We start from the raw sequence: 16,930 nt of genomic DNA, 5'->3' as shown, positions 1-16,930 counted from the left end.
CATCCCGTGGCGACGACGTCGAACTAATCGTGGTGTCGCGGGTTCGAGTCCCGCCCTCGCTACTGGCCCGGATTTATCCGGGCCCTTATCGCGTTTCGCCGTGAAGGCGCTGCAGGAGCGCGATGAGGTGAGCGAGCTCGGCATCGTCGAGGTCTCGGACCAGCTCGTCGCCGACGGCGGCGGCGAGCTTGCGCGCCTCCCGGAACCGGGTCTCGCCGAGCTCGGTGAGGCGGAGGTGGACGAGGCGGCGATCCACGGCGTCCACGTCGCGGGCCAGGAGCGCCAGGTCCTCGAGCTCGGCGACCGTTCGGGCCATGCCCGCCTTGTCTCCGCCGGTCTGAGCGAGGAGGTCGCGCTGGGTGGAGGTGCCGTCGCGGTCGATGATCAGGAGCACCCCGAAGTGGCGCCCGGCCAGGCCGAGGGGAGCCAATGCCGCGTCGAGGGCCTGCGCCGCGCGTCGGTGGGACTGTCGCAGGAGCAGCCCGAGGCGCATCGCGCCATCCCTCATGTGGATCCTCTCTCCGCGCCCATGTTTTTCTCATCTGAAACCGTTCCAGATGAAACTAGTTGGGGGAACGTTGACCAGGTCTCTCGTGCACGACGAGGTCACGCCCGTGACCAGGAGCGGACCGCGGTGGCCGCGCTGGGTCTTTCGCGTCACGGCGACGCTGGCCGCGGTCATGCTCTTCGACCAGGCGATCTTCGCAGGTCAGTTCCTGTCGGGCGTCTACCCGGCGCTGGACCTGCATCGCGAGAACGCCACCTATGCCGGCATCTGCGTGCTCGTCGCCGCCGTCGCGGCGGTGCTGCAATTCCGGCCGGGCCGCGGGCCGTGGTGGCCGATCGTCGGGTACGTGCTGCTCTTCGGGCTCATCGGGCTGCAGATCCTGCTCGGCTTCATGCACACACTGGCCCTGCACATACCGCTCGGCGTCGCGATCATCCTGATCGCCACGGCCCTCGCCGTCTGGGCGTGGAGGCGGACATGGCCGCGGTGAGCCGCCGCGCGTTCATCGGCGGCGGCGTACTGGCCGGGGTCGGCCTCGCGGTGGGGCTGCCGTTCGCTCTCGAGGGCACGGGGCGGCATTCGACCGGTGAGCAGTTGCGGAGCACCGCGCGTCTGCCGCGCTCCTTCACGCTGCCGCTTCGGCTCCCGCCCACCCTCCGACCGTCCTCGACCGAGGAGGGCGTGGACCGCTACATGATGACGACCCGGGGGGCGACGGCGCACATCCTGCCCGGGCTCACGACGCCGATCCTCGGCTTCGAGGGGTGTTCCCCGGCCCGACGATCGAGAGCCGGCGCGGGCGTCCCGTCGCGGTGCGGCACCGCAACCGGCTGCCGATCCCGATCGTGGTCCATCTGCACGGCGGGCACACCCCGCACGAGAGCGACGGCTACCCGACCGATGACATCTATCCCCAGGACATGACCTATCTGCATCGGCATCAGGGCATGACCGGGATGGATGGTCATGCCCCGATGCCGGCCGGCGACGTCAGCCACGGGGAGCGGGTCTACCGCTACCCGATGCAACAGCGCGCCGCGATGCTCTGGTATCACGATCACCGGATGGACTTCACCGGCCCCTCGGTGTGGCGCGGCCTGGCCGGTCTGCACATCGTGCGCGACGACGAGGAGGACGCGCTCGGCCTTCCTCGCGGCCGCTACGAACTGCCGCTCGTGCTCACGGACCGCGCGTTCGACGCCGACGGGTCGTTGCTCTATCCGAGTGTCGACGCCACGCTCGTCAACACGCCGGGCGTCACGGATCCGTACGTCGCCGGCGTGCTCGGCGACGTCATGCTCGTCAACGGGGTGCCGTGGCCGTTCGCCGACGTGGACCGCGCGACCTACCGCCTCCGGTTCCTCAACGCGTGCAACGCTCGCCGGCTGCGATTGCGGCTGGATCCGGAACCGCACGACGGGCTCCTGCAGATCGGCACGGAGGGCGGACTGCTGGCGGCACCGCTGCAGCACGACTCGTTCGAGCTCGCGCCGGCGCAACGGCTGGACGCGCTCGTCGACTTCTCGCGCTTCCCGGTCGGCGCGCTCGTCACCCTGTACGACGATTTCGCCGACGGCCGGATGCATCAGATCATGCGATTCCGCGTCGGCGAGCGCGTCGGCCCGCGTTTCACCGCGCCCGCGACGCTCTCGACGATCGAACCGCTCGACCCCACGAAGGCGACCGTCACGCGCACCTTCCGATTCCAGCGAGGCTCGGTGGGCCACCGCGACGGCTGGATCATCAACGAGGAGCCCTTCAGCCCGACCTCCGTCGCGGCCCGGCCGAAGCTCGGCGACATCGAGATCTGGCAGCTGTTCGCCGACTTCCACCATCCGGTGCACGTGCACCTCGACCCGTTCCAGGTGGTGGGTCGCGGGATCTACGGACCGGGCCCGTTCGACGCGGGATGGAAGGACACGATCGACCTCAGCCCCGGCGAGCAGGCCCGGATCGCGGTGCGCTTCCGCGACCATCCCGGCCGGTTCGTCTTCCACTGCCACAACCTCGAGCACGAGGACATGGCGATGATGGCCAACTTCGTCACGGCATGAGACGATCCGGGAGGCGCGCTCCATGACACGACTGATCTACGCGACGAACACGACCCTCGACGGGTACATCGAGGATGCGAGCGGAGCGTTCGACTTCTTCCCGGTCGACGACGAGGTGTTCGCGGCTCACACGGACCTCATGCGCTCCGTCGGCACGCTCCTGTACGGGCGGCGGCTCTACGAGGCGATGGCCGTCTGGGAGACCGACACCGACCTCGCCGCCCATTCCCCCTGTTCGCCGACTTCGCCGCAGCCTGGCGAGCGCCGCGCAAGATCGTCTACTCCCGGACCATGGCCGCGGTCGCCACCGCCCGCACCCGGATCGAATCGACGTTCACCGCTGCTGCGGTGCGGGATCTGAAGGCCGCGGCGACCCGTGATCTCCTGATCGGCGGCGCCGAGCTCGCCGGCCAGGCGTTCAGGGCGGGACTGGTGGATGAGGTCCAGCTCTATGTCGTGCCCGTCAGCGTCGGGGCCGGCAAGCCCGCGATGCCGACCGACCTCCGGATCGAGTTCGAGCTCCTCGACGAGCACCGCTTCGGCAACGGCGTGATGCGACTGCGCTACCGGCGTCACTGAGCCCCGCGTCTCCGAGGTCCTGCGCTCCCGATACCGTGGAGCGGTGGACCTCGAGCGCGTCGACTTCGGTCCGCTGACCTCCTCGCCATCCGCGTCGCTCGCCGCCGAGGTGCACGCGAGGGCGCTCGCGGGGGATCTCGGCCCCGAGACGGTGGACGAGGTCCGATCCGAGCGGACCCGGGCGATCGTGCCGATCGCGGTCGTCGGCGGCACCCTGGCGGTGATCCTGGCGATCACCACCATCGTCGAAGCCGCGCAGGAGAAGGGTCCTGAGGCGGTGATCGGGCTCGAGGGCATCGCCGTCATCGCCCTCGTCTGCCTCGCGGTCTACGCGTTCGTCCGCCGCGTCGTGCAGCCTCGGGGCTGGCTCCGTCTCGTGCGGTTCGTGGCCTTCGCCGACGCCAACGGCTTCATCGGTCGGCCGGTCGCGGACCCGGCGCGCACCCCGGACCACTGGGCCGGCGCACCTTCCGGTACCGTCGCGTCTTCCGGTTCCTGACGTGGGAACAGCGGGGCGTGCAGGTCGAGACCGGCGAGTACGTCGACTCGTCCACGGGCACGCGCTCCTCGGTGGGGATGAGGCTGCGATACCTGGCGATCCCCGTCCGCGACGCGCTCCCCACCGCGACGTTCCTCTGCGGCCGCTCGATGTCGAACCCGTCGCCGCGCTCCTTCGCCTGGGTGAACGCGCTCGGTCGCGGTCGCGTTCAGCTCCTGTGCGAGAAGGACGATGTGCGGGAGGTCCGCGCGTTCTTCACCGATGAGCTGATCGCCGCGCTCACCGACAAGCGCCGCCCCGCGCACGCCGCTCTCGAGGACGGCTGGTTCTTCGCCTACTTCCTGCCGGGCGGCTGGGAGAAGCCGGACATGTGGCGGTCCGTGTTCCGTGTCGCGGAACTGGTCACCCGCGCCGGGTAGCGGGCGGCGCCTCGATCGGCCAGCGGCGGTCGACGGCGATCGACGTTCGATAAACTGATATGACCGTCGCGTCTGTGGGTGGCGGAGGGGACTGATGATGCTGAAAGCTGTCGTTCTCTGCGGCAACCCGAAGCCTCGTTCCCGGACGCTCGCCCTGGCTGAGGCGCTCGCGGCCGCCTTGCTCCCCGGAATCTCGATCGTGACCATCGACCTGGCTGCGCACGCCGATTCGATCTTCGCCTGGCCGTCCAACGACATGGACGAGCTGATCGCGGTGGTCGCGGGCGCCGACGTCGTGATCGTGGCATCACCGACGTACAAGGCCGCATACACCGGACTTCTCAAGGGGTTCCTCGATCGTTACGGACCCGGTGCCCTGGACGGGGTCGTCGCGATCCCCGTCATGACCGGCGCTTCCCTGGCGCACGCCATGGCGCCCGAGGCGCACCTTCGTCCCCTCCTCGTTGAGCTGGGAGCGAGTGTCCCCACCCGGGCTCTCTACTTCGTGACGGACAACATGGATGAGGTCGACCGCTCGGTCGAAGCCTGGGTCACGACGAACGCGCGGTACCTGCAGGCGACGCTGGGAAGGGACACGGGTCGCCACCCCAGCGGTGCCTAACCAGGCTCGAAGGAGTCGGGCAGCCATCCGCGAGCGTGCGGACCCGGCCCGGGAGCGATGAGTTCGCCGGCACGGACAGTCGTCCGCGGGAGGATCAGTCGGTCGAGCCGGAGCGTCTGTCCCACGGAGTCCACGGCTTCCCAGCTGCCGGTGACGACGTCGAGGATCGAGACGTCGGCCGTGCCGCCGATCGTGAGCGAGCCGACATCGTCTCGTCGGGCGGCATCGGCCGGCCCCGACGTGCTGAGCGCGATCACCTCGGCGAGGTCGAAGCCCAGCCCGAGGTACCGGCTCATCACCTCGGTCATCGTGTAGACGACGTCGCGGCGCCCCGCCGCCGTCATGTCGGTGCTGATCGCGTCGATCCGGATTCCCTGATCGAAGACCTCGCGAGCGACGTCGAAGCTGAAGTTGCCGCGGCCGTGCGCCGCATCGAAGCGGATACCGCGTTCCGCCGCCGCGAACGCCTCGGGGATCACTCGTCGCCGTCCATCGAGGATGCCGCCGGGGTGCGGTGTGAACAGGTGGGTCACGATGTCACCCGGCCCGAGAAGTTCCAGGGTTCGAGCGCCGAGGTCGGCCGGACCTTCGCCGTGCACGTCACCGATGTGCACCATCACGGGCAGACCGGCCGCGTGGGCGATCTCAACCGACCTTCGCAGCATCTCGATCCCGAGGATCCGAAGCGCGGGGTTGACCATCCGGACCTTCAGGCCGCCGATGAGCCCCTCGTATTGCGTGAGGGAGCGCTCGACGAGCTTGAAGTCGACGTCGGACTCGGCGGTGATCTCCGGGTTCGTGGCGAACCCGGTCGTCGCGATATGCAGAAACGGGATGACCCGAGTTCGCCGGTTCGGGATGATCCAGTTGGCGAACGCGCCGATCGTGCCCGCCCCCGCGCTCCCCGCGTCGACCACCGTCGTCACACCGGAGCGGATGCCGACGTCGTCGGGATCGGCGCATGAGTCGAGCACGCCGCCCAGCACATGCGTGTGCAGATCGACCAGTCCCGGGGTCACCAGGGCACCCGTGGCGTCGACGACACGAGCGGCACGCGCGCGCTCGATACGGCTCGCGATCTCGACGACCCGTCCGTCCCGGATGGCGAGATCCGCAAAGAGGTCGATGGCGCGCGATGGATCCAGGACGCGACCTCCTGAGATGAGCAGGTCGAGATCGGTCATGCCATGACGATGACAGCTCGTCCGGTGATCTCGCCGCGGGCGAGCGTCTCGTACGCGGCGGCGGCGTCCTCGAGTCCGAAGCGGCGGGTGACGAGGTGCTCCGTGTCGAATCCGCGGTCGGCGGCAAGGGCGACGACGGCGGGAAGATCCTCGCGCGTACGCGCACCGTAGGAACCGGAGATCGTGGTGGCGCGACGCACGAGAGGAGTGATCTCGATCTCGGCGGTCGTGGACCCGGCGGCGATCCCGATCGCCACCATCCGTCCGCCGTCGGCCAACATGTCGACCGCCTGCCGGAACGTCTGGGGGCGACCGAGCGCCTCGAACGAGACGTCGACACCGCGCCCGCCGGTGATCTCGCGCACGGCCGCGACGGGGTCGGCCGTGGACGCATCGACGACGTGGGTGGCGCCGAGCGCCCGCGCGGCTTCGAGCTTGTCGGCAGACACGTCGACCGCGATGACCGGAACGGCCCCGGCGGCCCTGGCCATCTGCACGACGCCGCTGCCCACCCCGCCGACGGCGACGACGGCGACCGCCTCACCGGGCTCCACCCGGGCGGCGCGGTGAACCGCTCCATAGGAGGTGAGAGCCGAGCAGCCGAGCACGGCCGAGGTCACGGGATCGAGTCCGGGGGCGAGTTTCGCGAGAGCGGTCACGGGGACGACCGCGTACTCGGCGAGTCCGCCCATCGAGTACATGGCCAGGAACGAGCCGTCCGGCATCGCGAGCCGGCTCTCGCCGTCGTAGAGCGTGCCGTTCAGCCGGTTCTGGCCGAAGAAGTTCTCGCACAGATCGTCGCGGCCGCGGCGACAGGCCGGGCACGTCGCGCAGGGCATGATGAACGCACCGACGACCGTGTCGCCGACCGCGAGGCCGCGAGCATCGCTCGTACCTGCGCCGATCTCGATGATCGCGCCGCTGATCTCGTGGCCCAGAACGGCGGGGCGCGGGAACGTCACCTCGCCCTTGATCACGTGGAGGTCGGTGTGACAGACGCCGCAGGCGATGATCTTGACCAGGGCCTCACCGGCCTTCGGCGTGGGAATCGCGAGCTCGACGATCTCGAGCCCGGGCTCTCGGTCACGGAGAACTGCGGCCCGCATCGTCCCGCCAGGCGGGGCCGTCTCACTGCGGGCTGATGCGCTGGCGGCGGGCATGGCACCCAGCACATCAGGATTCACGGCGGAAATCAATCCGTTGAGTGCACCAGTCTTGCCCTGCTCGAGTAGATCTGATCATGGATAGGACTCGGTACTCTGGCTGCTAAGTCAATCGGTTGTCGAACCCTCGGCCAACGGACGGAGCACGTCGTGATCGCGGTACCGCAGAAGCAGATTCCCGGCATCTACCACCGTCGTATCGGCGACATCGTCGTCACCGCGATCAGCGACGGCCTCATGATCCCGGATCACACGATGACGCGGAACCTCTCGGAGGACGAGCTGTCGCGCGCGCTGGCGAGCGGCTTCCGGCGACGATTGGCGTTCTCGGTCAACGCCTTCCTCCTTCGCACGCGTGATCGAATCGCTCTCATCGACACCGGCTCGGGCGCGTACTTCGGCAGCGCGACCGGGCATGTCCTGGAGAACCTCCGGGCAGCGGGCGTCGCACCCGAGGAGATCGACACGGTGCTCCTGACGCACATGCACCCGGACCATTCGGCGGGGCTGACTGATGTGGCCTCCGGATCGGCGATCTACCCGAACGCGGAGCTGCTCGTCCACGAGAACGAGCCGCGCCACTGGTTCGACGACGCGCAGATGGCTCGAGCCTCGGACCTCTACAAGCGGATCCACTTCCAGTACACGCGCGAGCAGGTGACGCCGTACCTCGACGGCATGCGCACGTTTTCAGGCGGAGAAGTTCTGCCGGGGGTGACCGCCGTGGAGCTCGCCGGGCACACGCCGGGCCACTCCGGATACCTCGTCGAGTCGGGCGGGGAGGGTCTCCTGATCTGGGGCGACATCATCCACATCCCCGAGATCCAGTTCGCACGGCCCGAGATCGTCATGGTGCCCGACCTCGACCCCGGTATGGCCGAGGCATCGCGGCGCCGGATTCTCGATCTCGCCGAGCAGGAGCGGGTGCTCGTCACCGGCGCCCATCTGCACTATCCGGGCTTCGGGTACGTCAGCCGCGAGAACGGCGTGTACCGCTACCACCCGGAGGCGTGGAAGCAGGAGTGGTGACCGCCGTCCCGGCGCGCGGCGGTCGTCCAGTCCGCCGTCTCAGGCGTGCGGCCTGCTCGTGGAGTGACGTGCGATGAGCTCCAGCGGGGTGTCGACGACCTGTTCGATCGCGTCATTCGGAGGCGTGTCGGCGAGCAGCTGCACGGCCAGCCGACCCATCTCATAGATGGGCATGCGGATGACCGTGAGCGCCGGGGACGCGTACTCGGCAAGGTCGAGGTCGTGGATCGAGATGAGCGACAGGTCGTTCGGGATGCTGACGCCCGCTTCGTACGCGGCGCTCATCGCGCCGAGCGCCGAGGTGACGTTCGCGGCGAGGACAGCCTGCGGTGGCTCGCTCAGCTCCAGCAGGCTCCGCATCGCCTGATACCCGCCGCGTGGCGTGTAGTCGGCGTTCACGATGTACGAAGTCGGGATCGCAAGCCCCGCATCCTGCATCGCCGAGAAGAAGCCGTCGAGCCGTCGCGTCGACGTGTCCAGGTCGCGGGGGCCCCCGATGTGCCCGATCCGGGTGTGACCGAGCTCGACGAGATGACGGACCGCCTGCCGTGCTGCCGCGAAGTCGTCGAGGATGACGTAGCGGTCGAGGCCGGGGATGCGGCGGTTCACCGACAGCACCGGCTGTCCGCGCTTGCGGAAGAGCCGCACCAACTCGTCGGCCCGGGCAGCGCCGGCTACCAGCAGCCCGTCAATGGTCCCGTTGCCGAACAGGGCTGCGAGTCGGGACTCCTCGTCGGAGGTCGGCGACGCGCTCACGGTCAGCAGCGCGTAGTTCATCGCATTCGCAGCGCTCTGGGCGCCGTCGATGATCCCGGAGTACACGCTGTTATGAAAATCCGGCACGACGAGCCCGAACGCGTCGGCTCGCGACCGCCGCAACGAACGCGCGGCATAGTTCGGCCGGTAGTCGAGCTGGGCGACGGCCCGGAGCACTCGCTCGCGAGTGGACTCCCGCACCGAGAGAGACGCGTCCCCGCTGAGCATCTTCGAGACGACTGCGACATCCACCCCGGCGAGTTGAGCCACGTCGCGCATGGTGACACGGCGTACCGACGACCCGGTGTTCTCGCTGCTTGCCACCGCCTCACCCCCGCATCACTGTGCTCGGCTCATGCCGAGGTTGGAACCTAGAGTGTAGCCACGCCACCGAGAAGCGCCGTGGCTTGTGCGGACAGCACCGCGCCGTTCGCATGAACGAGCGCCACGTCGGCCCCCGATACCTGCCGAGCGCCCGCGGCCCGCCGCAGTTGCCGGGTCGCTTCGATGAGCATGAAGATCCCGTACATTCCGGGATGCGTATACGACAGGCCGCCGCCATTCGTGTTGACGGGCAATCGACCGCCCGGAACGATGCTGCCGTCGGCGACGAAGGGGCCGCCCTCGCCCTTGTCACAGAAGCCGAGGTCCTCCAGGAACAGTGGCACATTGATGGTGAACGCGTCGTAGAGCTCGACCACGTCGACATCTGCGGGACCGAGACCGGCCATCTCGAACGCCCGTGCGCCCGAGTCGACCGCTGCTGTCGTGGTCAGGGACGGCATCTGCGAGATGCTCCGGTGCCAATGCGCCTCGCCCACCCCGAGCACGGGCACGAGCGGCTGGCGCAGCGTTCGTGCCCGCTCGGTCGTGGTGACGACGATCGCGCCACCGCCGTCGGTGACCAGGCAGCAGTCCGCGACGGTGAGCGGATCGCTGACCATCCGAGAGTCGAGCACGTCCTGCAGAGCCAGCGGGCCCTCGCGAACGCGCCGGGCGTGAGATGCGCCCACGCGCGGGCGGCGACGGCGACGGCGGCGAGCTGCTCGCGGGTCGTGCCGAACTCGAACATGTGGCGGGCTGCGGCGAGCGCGTACATGGTCACCGGATATCTCGGCCGGTACGCCGTCTCGTAGAGGTTCGGCGCCGACGCGGTCACCAGCCTGCCGCCGTCGGAGAGCTGGGTGCTGCCGTATGCGATCAGCGCTGTGGAGCAGAGGCCGGCTCGGATCGCTGAGATCGCGTGGAGCAGGTGCGAGACGAAGGACGCTCCGCCCAGGTTGTTCGAGTCGGAATAGCGCGGACGGATGCCCAGATACTCGGCGAGCTCGAGCGCTGACATCGCGTAGTGCGAGGTGGCGCAGAACACCGCGTCGACCTCATGAAGCTCGATGCCGGCGTCGCTCGCTGCGGCTGCGGACGCCTGCGCAGCGAGATCGAGGCTCGTGAGACCTTCCGCGACGCGGCCCAGGTCCGATTCGGCGGCACCCGCGATCGCCGCGAATCCGCGCAACGCGTCGCTCATGACTCCGCGATCCGACTGAACTCGAGGGTCTCGGCGGTCGTGCCGGGCGGGACGATCGCGCGCACCCGGTCCCCGATCCGCACCTGACCGTCACCCGCATCGCGGACCGTGCACATCATCCGGAAGCCCTCGTCGAGATCGATCAGGGCGACGTTGTAGTCACCGGAACGACTGCGGGTGGTCGTCGTCGAGTAGACCACCCCGAGCCCGCGCTGTCCTCCCATTCGAGCCGGGCGTCACCGCAGTGCGGGCACACGACACGGGGAAAGAACACCGCATGGCCGCAGCGCGTGCAGCGCTGGTAGCGCAACCGTCCACCGACGAGCCCCTCGGCGTACACCGCGGCGGGAGAGATCCCGATGCGCTCACCCATCACGAGACGGTGCCTTCGTGACGCAGTCGCCGGCGCTCCTCGGCGTCGCGGCCGATGCTTTCAAGCACGGCATCGGTGTGCTCGCCAAGGGCAGGGACTGGCCCCATGGATGGCGAGTATGCGGAGCTCAGGACCGGGGGCAGCACCGCGGCGATCTCGCCGACCGGGGAGCCGATGGTGGTCCATCTGCCGCGCTCCGTGAGCTGCGGATGCTCGACGACGGCCGCCATGTCGTTGACCAGGCCGTTCGGGATACCGGCCGCGTCGAGGCGCGCGCCGAGCTCCGCAGCCGTCATCGCGCGGGTCTTCTGGGCGATCAGGTCGTCGACGAAGTCGCGGTTCTCGGTACGGGCGATGTTGGTGCTGGTGCGGGGGTCGTCCACGAGGTCCGGCCGCTCGATCACCTGGCGAGCGAACGCGGACCAGCCGCGGTCGTTCTGGATGCCGATCAGCACCGCCGTCCCGTCGCCGGTCGGATACGCGTCATAGGGAGTGACCGTCGGGTGGCCGAGCCCGACACGTGGGGGCGGGGACCCGAGGTAGAGCTGACGGTAGATGGGATACCCCATCCATTCGACGAGCGCGTCGAAGAGGCTGACCTGGATGTGCTCTCCGGCATCGGTGCGCTGCCGGAGAAGGAGGGCCGCGAGAATGCCCTCGAGCAGATAGGTCCCGGCTGCGATGTCCGCCACCGGGATCCCGGCCTTGGCGGGGGCATCGCGGGAGCCCGTGATCGAGACGAAGCCGGCCTCGGCCTGGACCAGGAGGTCGTATGCCTTGCGCCGGCTCATGGGGCCCGCTGTGCCGTAGCCGGTCAGTTCCGCGACGATGAGTCTCGGAAAGCGCTGCCGGACGGTGTCCGCATCGAACCCGAGACGGCCGACCGCGCCCGGGCCGAGGTTGTGGAGGAAGACGTCCGCGGTGGCCAGCAGGTCGCCGAGCACGCTCTTGCCATCATCCGCCGCGAGGTCGAGGGCGATCGACTGCTTACCGCGGTTCAGCCACGCGAAATGCGTCGCGAGACCACCTCGAATGGACGAGTCGTAATCGCGCGCGAAGTCGCCACCGTCCGTGCGCTCGACCTTGATGACCTCGGCGCCGAGATCCGCGAGATGGCGCGTCGCGAACGGGGCCGCGACGGCCTGCTCGAGGGACACCACGCGCACTCCGTCCAAGGGCTTCATGCCGCTGCCTCTCCGCTCGGTGCCACCGGATCTCCACCGACGGCGAGGACGATCCGGCCGGAGGTGCGTTGCTCCTCCATGTCGCGATGCGCGTCCCGGACGGAGTCGAGCGGGATGGTCCGGTTGATGTCGACCGAGAGCTCGCCAGCGGCCACGAGCTCCATCACCTCGCCGAGCTCCGCATTGGAGCACGACTTCGTGCCCAGCAGACTGATCTCCTTCATGACCAGGTGGGCGATCCTGACCTCCGACGGCTTGCCGCTGACATTTCCGATGACGACGACGCGACCGCCGGTGCGCACCGCGTGCAACGACTGTGCGAGGGTGGGGTCACCGGCGACCTCGAGCACGAGATCGGCGCCGATGCCGCCCGTCAGCCCCTTCACCGCGTGGGCGAACTTCAGCTCGGGATCGGCGACGACCTCGTCCGCTCCATGCTCCAGAAGCATTCCGGTCTGGCCAGGACGGGAGGTGATCGCGATCACGCGTGCTCCGGCCTGTTTCACGACCGAGATCGCGTGCAGGCCGATCCCGCCGCTCGCGCCGGTGATGACGACATCCTGGCCCGCCGCCAGCCGCCCGCGTGTGTGCGCTGCGTGGTAGGCGGTGCCGAGGGTGCAGTTGACGACGGCGGCGACCTCGAGCGAGAGCGTGTCGGGCACGCGGATGAACGCGCGCGACGGGGCCCCCAGATATTCGGCGTACCCGCCGTCGAAGTCATCGCCCATGAATTGGGCGCGGACCGTCAGGCATACCGCCTGGTCGCCGGAGCGGCAGGCGGAGCAGTGCCCGCACCCCATGAAGATCGTCGACATGACGCGCGTTCCCGGCGCCCACGTCGCCGTCGGACCTGCCGCCACGACGGTGCCGCTCACCTGATGGCCCAGGGTGAGCGGGAGCGGCACGTTGGGGAAGGCGCCGGATCGTGTGAGGAGATCGTGGCGGCATACGCCGCAGTAGGCGACCTCGACGAGCACCTCGTCGCCGTCGACCGAGGGGACGGGCTCTCGACGGCGCTGGAGCACGTCGGGCGCGCCGAAGCCGTCGATCCGCCATGCGGTCATCGTGTCCGGGATCACATGTACCTCCCGCCGCCGATCTCGAGAACCGCACCCGTCATATAACTGGAAAGTTCGCTCGACAGGAACAACACGACCTTCGCCACCTCATCCGGCTCGCCGGCGCGACCCAGCGGGATCTCGGCGAGTTTCTGGTTCCAGATCTCCGGGGAGAGGGCTTCCGTCATGGCGGTACGGATCAGGCCGGGCTGAACCGCGTTGGCGCGCACGCCGAACCGGGCGTACTCCTTCGCCGTGACCTTGGTGAGCCCGATGAGACCGGACTTCGCCGTGCTGTAGTTGGCCTGCCCGAAGTTGCCGACCTTGCCCGATAGCGACGAGATGTTCACGATCGCCCCGCTCCGCTGCTCGCGCATGACCTCCGCCGCCGCCTTTGTCGCGAGGAACGCTCCCCGCAGATGCACGGACTGCACGAGGTCCCACTGCTCGATCGTCATCTTGCGGATCGACGCGTCGCGGGTGATGCCCGCGTTGTTCACGAGCACATCCAACGAGCCGGTGGCCTCGACCGTCGTCGACACCAGCCGCGCCACGTCATCGGGATCGCTGATGTCGGTGCGCACGGCGAGCGCCTCGCCGGAGAGTTCGCCGGCGACCGACTCGGCCGCCGCGAGGTCGAGATCGGCGATCACGACGCGTGCGCCCTCGGAAGCGAAGCGCGTGGCCATCGCCTGTCCAAGGCCTCCGGCGCCGCCCGTGATGACGACCGTCTTCCCGGGGAGGAGGAGTTCAGAGGGCATCGTCGGCCTTTCCGTCTGCGCGTTCCGAAGCGCGCGCGATCAATATGGGGCTGAGCGTTTCGAGCACCACGTCACCTCGTTGGTTGACGAGCTCGAGCCGGCGCGTGACGAGTCCGCGACCCGTGCTCGTGATCCGCAACTCGGCGACGGTGAACCGGCATCGCACGGTGTCGCCGACGAACAGGGGGTGCGGAAGCGCATCTCGTCGAAGCCGAGCAACGCCTCGACGGTCGTCGAGAACCATCCGGCCGAGAAGATCAGCCCACCCATGATCGCGAGCCCGCACACTCCGTGGACGACGCGCCGACCGAACACCGAGTCGCGGGCGAACTCCTCGTCCACGTGGATCGGGTTCCAATCGCCGGAGAGCATCGCGAACTGGACGAGGTCGGTCTCGGTCACCGTGCGGGCGCCCGACACGAGCTCCAGCCCGGTGGCGAGGTCCTCGAAGTGAAGGGGAACGGCCCTGTGCCCGCCGTGGTCATCGCACCGGGCCCTTTCCGGCGGTCCAGGCGGCCACGGCGGTCTCGACGACATGTGGCGCTTCGCCGACATAGGCGGCCGGGTCGATCGAATGCACGGCGTCGAGCTGATCTCGGGGAACGGTGCGTACGAGCGCGTCGAGCAGCCCGATGTTCTCGGAACGCGAGGTCTGGGCGGCCTCATACACCACGTCGTGCGCCCGCTCGCGGCCGAAGGCGGGCGCCAGACCGATCATGTACGCCTCGGCCATGATCAGCCCGTGGTCCAAGTCGAGATCCGCGCGCATCCGGTCGGCGTCGATCTGCATCCCGGTGACCAAGTCGACCATGCCGCTCAGCGAGGCACCCGCCAGCGACGCGAGCGTCGGCAGCACGAACCACTCCGCGTGCCACTCGCCGGCTGCGCGTTCATGACCCGGTTCCATGATGCGCGCGACGGCCGCGCTCAGCGCGCCTGCGATGATCGAGCACCCCACGATCGTCTCCGAAGTGATCGGGTTGCGCTTCTGCGGCATCGTGGAGGAGGCCCCGCGGTGATGACCCTGGCGCTCAGAGACCTCGGCGATCTCGTTCCGGGACAGGTCGATCACCTCGCGCGCGAATCGCGCCGCGGTGCCGATCGTGAGGATCCAGGACTGCGCCCATTCGGCAAGGCGTCCCCTCGAGACGTGCCAGGGCACGTCTCCGGCTTCGAGGCCGAGCTCGGCGGCGGCGAGTCGACGGATCTGCTGCGATTGCTCGCCGTACGCGGCCGATGTGCCTCCGGCGCCGTACAGAGAGATGGTCGCCACCCCGCGCCGGGTCTGGATCGCTCGCGCCCTGTGGTGGGTGAAGTCGTCGAGATACCCCGCGAGCTTCGCGCCGAAGGTGGTCGGGACCGCATGCATCGCATGGGTGCGGCCGGGCATGATGTCGCGGACATGCTCGACCGCCCGCTGCGCCAGCAGGTCGCCGATCCGGTCGAGCAGGCCGATGAGGTGGTCCGATGCGGCTGTCAGCTGCAGCACGAGCCCGGTGTCCATGACGTCCTGGGTGGTGGCGCCGAGATGCGTCGTGCCGCGAGAGGCCGGTGGCAACAGCGCGTCGAGCTGCCGGACGAGGGGAGGATCGGGTAGCCGACGACGCGGGTCTCGTCCCACAGCCGCTCCCGGTCGATCCGATCGGCGTCGGCGGCCGCCGCGAGGGCGTCACGTACGTGGCGGGGCAGGATGCCGAGTTCGGCCTGAGCGGAGGCCAGCGCCACCTCGGTGCGAAGCCACCCGTCGATCACCGCGCGCTCGGAGAAGATCGCCTGGATCTCGGAGTCCCCCGCGATCTGCGACAGCAGATCGAAGGGTGCAGGGGCCTGTCCCAGGTCATGACGAACTCCTCGTACAGTTTCGGTTGTCTCAGGAATCCACGCGGAAGTGTGCGAGCTTGTCCTCGTCGATCTCGACCCCGTTGCCGGCGACGGTCGGATCGACGTGCACCCGACCGGCCCGGATCACGGGTGCGCTCGTCACGATCTGGTCGCCGAGCCCGAGGAAGTAGTCCAGCTCGGCCGGCTCCCTGGCGGTCCACTCGAACGCGGCGCCGAAGGTGGCGGAGGTGATGGTGCCGATGGCCGAATCACCCTGACTGCCGATGATGGCCCTCGCGTGGAGCCCGCGCGCCAGGCCGAGGATCCGCGAGCTGGTGGTGTAGCCGGTGCGAGCGGGCTTGATGCTCAGCGCACGCGCGGAGCCGGTCGTGAGCTGCACCGCGGCCGTCTCGAGAGTCGTCGCGCTCTCATCGGCCATGATGGCGACCCCACCCGCAGCGGCGATGCGCGCCTTGCCGACGAGATCGGTGGACGGCACGGGCTCTTCGACGAGGTGGACGCCGAGCTCGGCCAAGCGGCCGAGGGATGCGACCGTCTCCTCGGCGCTCAGGCTCTGGTTGGCGTCGATGTAGAGCAGGGCGTCATCGCCCAGCTCGCGACGCAGTGCGGCGAGCAGCGCAAGGCTCGAGCTCATCCGGGTGTCGACCTTGACCTTGAACGCGTCGATGCCCGAGTCCTGTCGGGCGGCGGCGGCCTCGGCCACGACATCGGCGACCGAGCCGGTGCCGAGCATGTGCGTCACCCGGAGCGAGGTCGACGCCGCGCCGAGCAGTCGCCAGGTGGACTCGCCGACAGCCTTACCACGCAGATCGTGGAGGGCGATGTCGATCGCCCCCTTGGTGGTGTCGTTGGCGACGACCGAGCGCAGCACCTTCTGCGCGCTCTCCACCTCGAACGGGTCGAGACCCGCGAGCGCGGGCGCGAACCACGATCTCACCGCCTCGACGATGGAGGCCTGCGATTCGCCGTAGATCATCGACCGCGACACCGCCTCGGCGACACCCATCGGCCCCTCGTCCGTCTCGATCCGGATGAGGACATGCGCGGCCTCGAGGACGGTGCCGCTCGCCATATGGAACGGACGACGGTACGGAAGCACGAAGGGGACGGCCGTCACGGCGGTGATCCTCATTCAACTCCCATCAATCGGTTGATTTAGTGACACTCTAACCGCACTTGATCGGTGAGCCCACCTAAAATCTGTGTGGCACCGTATCGTAAGGCGGGCCCATCGCTCACAACAATCATGGAAATCAATCCTTTGATTTCTCGGCACGGGCGGGTTAGGCTCCCCGACGTATCGGATGTCCTCGGCGGCTCATAGCGGCGTCGCGGGAACAGAGGAGATGTGCAATGAAGCGAGAAGGGCTCCGC

The 16,930-nt window shown here is 68.9% G+C and carries 23 protein-coding genes and 1 pseudogene; 9 read left to right on the top strand and 15 right to left on the bottom strand.

The annotated features are described in order from the left end of the window. Nucleotides 1–85 precede the first annotated feature (85 nt). Nucleotides 86–508: a MarR family winged helix-turn-helix transcriptional regulator gene (locus tag QQK35_RS07240; RefSeq protein WP_284253570.1), complete on the bottom strand. Its 423-nt coding sequence runs from the start codon at nucleotides 506–508 to the stop codon at nucleotides 86–88. 70 nt (nucleotides 509–578) lie between these two features. Here QQK35_RS07240 and QQK35_RS07235 point away from each other — a divergent pair, with 70 nt between their 5' ends. From QQK35_RS07235 to QQK35_RS07205, 7 genes are all read left to right on the top strand, one after another. Beyond that, nucleotides 579–998, top strand: a complete 420-nt coding sequence (locus tag QQK35_RS07235; protein ID WP_284253569.1) for a hypothetical protein — start codon at nucleotides 579–581, stop codon at nucleotides 996–998. Between the two features lie 274 nt (nucleotides 999–1,272). Next, a complete protein-coding gene (locus tag QQK35_RS07230; RefSeq protein WP_284253567.1) occupies nucleotides 1,273–2,562 on the top strand; it encodes a multicopper oxidase family protein in 1,290 nt (429 codons plus the stop codon). A 22-nt stretch (nucleotides 2,563–2,584) separates the two neighbouring features. Next, nucleotides 2,585–2,923 carry a dihydrofolate reductase family protein gene (locus tag QQK35_RS07225; RefSeq protein WP_284253566.1) on the top strand — a complete coding sequence of 113 codons (339 nt, stop codon included), beginning with the start codon at nucleotides 2,585–2,587 and terminating at the stop codon, nucleotides 2,921–2,923. Next, nucleotides 2,854–3,141 (top strand): dihydrofolate reductase family protein, encoded by a 288-nt coding sequence (locus QQK35_RS07220; RefSeq protein ID WP_284253565.1) that lies wholly within the window; start codon nucleotides 2,854–2,856, stop codon nucleotides 3,139–3,141. The genes QQK35_RS07225 and QQK35_RS07220 overlap by 70 nt, the downstream gene beginning before the upstream one ends. 43 nt (nucleotides 3,142–3,184) lie before the next feature. Beyond that, nucleotides 3,185–3,640: a hypothetical protein gene (locus QQK35_RS07215; RefSeq protein WP_284253564.1), complete on the top strand. Its 456-nt coding sequence runs from the start codon at nucleotides 3,185–3,187 to the stop codon at nucleotides 3,638–3,640. A 17-nt stretch (nucleotides 3,641–3,657) separates the two neighbouring features. Continuing rightward, on the top strand, nucleotides 3,658–4,059 hold the full coding sequence (locus tag QQK35_RS07210; RefSeq protein ID WP_284253563.1) for a hypothetical protein: 402 nt from the start codon (nucleotides 3,658–3,660) through the stop codon (nucleotides 4,057–4,059). A 94-nt stretch (nucleotides 4,060–4,153) separates the two neighbouring features. Then, nucleotides 4,154–4,681, top strand: a complete 528-nt coding sequence (locus QQK35_RS07205; RefSeq protein WP_348534902.1) for an NADPH-dependent FMN reductase — start codon at nucleotides 4,154–4,156, stop codon at nucleotides 4,679–4,681. Here the strand turns inward: QQK35_RS07205 and QQK35_RS07200 are convergent. After that, nucleotides 4,678–5,865 (bottom strand): amidohydrolase/deacetylase family metallohydrolase, encoded by a 1,188-nt coding sequence (locus tag QQK35_RS07200; protein ID WP_284253562.1) that lies wholly within the window; start codon nucleotides 5,863–5,865, stop codon nucleotides 4,678–4,680. The genes QQK35_RS07205 and QQK35_RS07200 overlap by 4 nt on opposite strands. After that, on the bottom strand, nucleotides 5,862–6,971 hold the full coding sequence (locus tag QQK35_RS07195; RefSeq protein ID WP_284253561.1) for a zinc-binding dehydrogenase: 1,110 nt from the start codon (nucleotides 6,969–6,971) through the stop codon (nucleotides 5,862–5,864). The genes QQK35_RS07200 and QQK35_RS07195 overlap by 4 nt, the downstream gene beginning before the upstream one ends. Nucleotides 6,972–7,178: 207 nt before the next feature. On the opposite strand from QQK35_RS07195, the gene QQK35_RS07190 reads away from it, so the two are divergent. Continuing rightward, nucleotides 7,179–8,057 (top strand): MBL fold metallo-hydrolase, encoded by an 879-nt coding sequence (locus QQK35_RS07190; RefSeq protein WP_284253560.1) that lies wholly within the window; start codon nucleotides 7,179–7,181, stop codon nucleotides 8,055–8,057. Nucleotides 8,058–8,096: 39 nt separating this feature from the next. Here the strand turns inward: QQK35_RS07190 and QQK35_RS07185 are convergent, their stop codons facing one another. Together QQK35_RS07185 and QQK35_RS07180 are read right to left on the bottom strand one after the other, a co-directional pair. Beyond that, on the bottom strand, nucleotides 8,097–9,083 hold the full coding sequence (locus QQK35_RS07185) for a LacI family DNA-binding transcriptional regulator (RefSeq protein ID WP_284253559.1): 987 nt from the start codon (nucleotides 9,081–9,083) through the stop codon (nucleotides 8,097–8,099). A 101-nt stretch (nucleotides 9,084–9,184) separates the two neighbouring features. Next, nucleotides 9,185–9,757 carry a thiolase C-terminal domain-containing protein gene (locus QQK35_RS07180; RefSeq protein ID WP_284253558.1) on the bottom strand — a complete coding sequence of 191 codons (573 nt, stop codon included), beginning with the start codon at nucleotides 9,755–9,757 and terminating at the stop codon, nucleotides 9,185–9,187. A 54-nt stretch (nucleotides 9,758–9,811) separates the two neighbouring features. Between QQK35_RS07180 and QQK35_RS07175 the strand changes: the two genes are divergently transcribed. After that, entirely contained in the window at nucleotides 9,812–9,949 is a 138-nt protein-coding gene (locus tag QQK35_RS07175) for a hypothetical protein (RefSeq protein ID WP_284253557.1), read from the top strand. A 385-nt stretch (nucleotides 9,950–10,334) separates the two neighbouring features. Here QQK35_RS07175 and QQK35_RS07170 read toward each other — a convergent pair whose 3' ends face one another. The 10 genes and pseudogenes from QQK35_RS07170 to QQK35_RS07135 all read right to left on the bottom strand — a co-directional run bounded on the left by QQK35_RS07170 (nucleotide 10,335) and on the right by QQK35_RS07135 (nucleotide 16,673). Then, entirely contained in the window at nucleotides 10,335–10,562 is a 228-nt protein-coding gene (locus tag QQK35_RS07170; RefSeq protein ID WP_284253556.1) for a Zn-ribbon domain-containing OB-fold protein, read from the bottom strand. Beyond that, complete coding sequence (locus tag QQK35_RS20345) at nucleotides 10,481–10,711, bottom strand: Zn-ribbon domain-containing OB-fold protein (RefSeq protein WP_431311800.1); 231 nt, start codon at nucleotides 10,709–10,711, stop codon at nucleotides 10,481–10,483. The genes QQK35_RS07170 and QQK35_RS20345 overlap by 82 nt, the downstream gene beginning before the upstream one ends. After that, nucleotides 10,711–11,895 carry a CaiB/BaiF CoA transferase family protein gene (locus QQK35_RS07165; protein ID WP_284253555.1) on the bottom strand — a complete coding sequence of 395 codons (1,185 nt, stop codon included), beginning with the start codon at nucleotides 11,893–11,895 and terminating at the stop codon, nucleotides 10,711–10,713. The genes QQK35_RS20345 and QQK35_RS07165 overlap by 1 nt, the downstream gene beginning before the upstream one ends. Next, nucleotides 11,892–12,959 (bottom strand): alcohol dehydrogenase catalytic domain-containing protein, encoded by a 1,068-nt coding sequence (locus QQK35_RS07160; protein WP_284253554.1) that lies wholly within the window; start codon nucleotides 12,957–12,959, stop codon nucleotides 11,892–11,894. Before QQK35_RS07160 ends, QQK35_RS07165 begins: the two co-directional genes overlap by 4 nt. A gap of 11 nt (nucleotides 12,960–12,970) precedes the next feature. Further along, complete coding sequence (gene fabG, locus QQK35_RS07155; protein WP_284253553.1) at nucleotides 12,971–13,714, bottom strand: 3-oxoacyl-ACP reductase FabG; 744 nt, start codon at nucleotides 13,712–13,714, stop codon at nucleotides 12,971–12,973. Nucleotides 13,715–13,753: 39 nt separating this feature from the next. Then, entirely contained in the window at nucleotides 13,754–14,086 is a 333-nt protein-coding gene (locus QQK35_RS20340; RefSeq protein ID WP_431311838.1) for a MaoC/PaaZ C-terminal domain-containing protein, read from the bottom strand. Between the two features lie 109 nt (nucleotides 14,087–14,195). Next, nucleotides 14,196–14,711, bottom strand: coding sequence for a lyase family protein (locus QQK35_RS07145; protein ID WP_284253551.1), 516 nt, complete (start codon nucleotides 14,709–14,711; stop codon nucleotides 14,196–14,198). A gap of 12 nt (nucleotides 14,712–14,723) precedes the next feature. Next, nucleotides 14,724–15,218 (bottom strand): annotated as a pseudogene (locus QQK35_RS20335) (lyase family protein); the annotation flags it as partial. Then, nucleotides 15,191–15,466: a hypothetical protein gene (locus QQK35_RS20330; protein WP_431311799.1), complete on the bottom strand. Its 276-nt coding sequence runs from the start codon at nucleotides 15,464–15,466 to the stop codon at nucleotides 15,191–15,193. The pseudogene QQK35_RS20335 and the gene QQK35_RS20330, both read right to left, overlap by 28 nt. 118 nt (nucleotides 15,467–15,584) lie before the next feature. Then, nucleotides 15,585–16,673, bottom strand: a complete 1,089-nt coding sequence (locus QQK35_RS07135) for a mandelate racemase/muconate lactonizing enzyme family protein (protein WP_284253549.1) — start codon at nucleotides 16,671–16,673, stop codon at nucleotides 15,585–15,587. Nucleotides 16,674–16,930 lie beyond the last annotated feature (257 nt).

Origin of the sequence: Pseudolysinimonas kribbensis, assembly GCF_030161895.1 — a bacterium.
GTDB lineage: Bacteria > Actinomycetota > Actinomycetes > Actinomycetales > Microbacteriaceae > Pseudolysinimonas > Pseudolysinimonas kribbensis.
Note: the sequence above shows the minus strand (reverse complement) of the source record. Positions and strands in the feature narration are given on the sequence as shown.

What these genes read in the sequence shown, in the direction of transcription:
- QQK35_RS07240 (WP_284253570.1), bottom strand. Translation starts at nt 508, where the DNA reads ATGAGGGATGGCGCGATGCGCCTCGGGCTGCTCCTGCGACAGTCCCAC.
- QQK35_RS07225 (WP_284253566.1), top strand. Translation starts at nt 2,585, where the DNA reads ATGACACGACTGATCTACGCGACGAACACGACCCTCGACGGGTACATC.
- QQK35_RS07220 (WP_284253565.1), top strand. Translation starts at nt 2,854, where the DNA reads ATGGCCGCGGTCGCCACCGCCCGCACCCGGATCGAATCGACGTTCACC.
- QQK35_RS07205 (WP_348534902.1), top strand. Translation starts at nt 4,154, where the DNA reads ATGATGCTGAAAGCTGTCGTTCTCTGCGGCAACCCGAAGCCTCGTTCC.
- QQK35_RS07200 (WP_284253562.1), bottom strand. Translation starts at nt 5,865, where the DNA reads ATGACCGATCTCGACCTGCTCATCTCAGGAGGTCGCGTCCTGGATCCA.
- QQK35_RS07195 (WP_284253561.1), bottom strand. Translation starts at nt 6,971, where the DNA reads ATGCGGGCCGCAGTTCTCCGTGACCGAGAGCCCGGGCTCGAGATCGTC.
- QQK35_RS07180 (WP_284253558.1), bottom strand. Translation starts at nt 9,757, where the DNA reads ATGGTCAGCGATCCGCTCACCGTCGCGGACTGCTGCCTGGTCACCGAC.
- QQK35_RS07170 (WP_284253556.1), bottom strand. Translation starts at nt 10,562, where the DNA reads ATGGGAGGACAGCGCGGGCTCGGGGTGGTCTACTCGACGACGACCACC.
- QQK35_RS20345 (WP_431311800.1), bottom strand. Translation starts at nt 10,711, where the DNA reads ATGGGTGAGCGCATCGGGATCTCTCCCGCCGCGGTGTACGCCGAGGGG.
- QQK35_RS07165 (WP_284253555.1), bottom strand. Translation starts at nt 11,895, where the DNA reads ATGAAGCCCTTGGACGGAGTGCGCGTGGTGTCCCTCGAGCAGGCCGTC.
- QQK35_RS07160 (WP_284253554.1), bottom strand. Translation starts at nt 12,959, where the DNA reads ATGACCGCATGGCGGATCGACGGCTTCGGCGCGCCCGACGTGCTCCAG.
- fabG (WP_284253553.1), bottom strand. Translation starts at nt 13,714, where the DNA reads ATGCCCTCTGAACTCCTCCTCCCCGGGAAGACGGTCGTCATCACGGGC.
- QQK35_RS20340 (WP_431311838.1), bottom strand. Translation starts at nt 14,086, where the DNA reads ATGCTCTCCGGCGATTGGAACCCGATCCACGTGGACGAGGAGTTCGCC.
- QQK35_RS07145 (WP_284253551.1), bottom strand. Translation starts at nt 14,711, where the DNA reads ATGCCGCAGAAGCGCAACCCGATCACTTCGGAGACGATCGTGGGGTGC.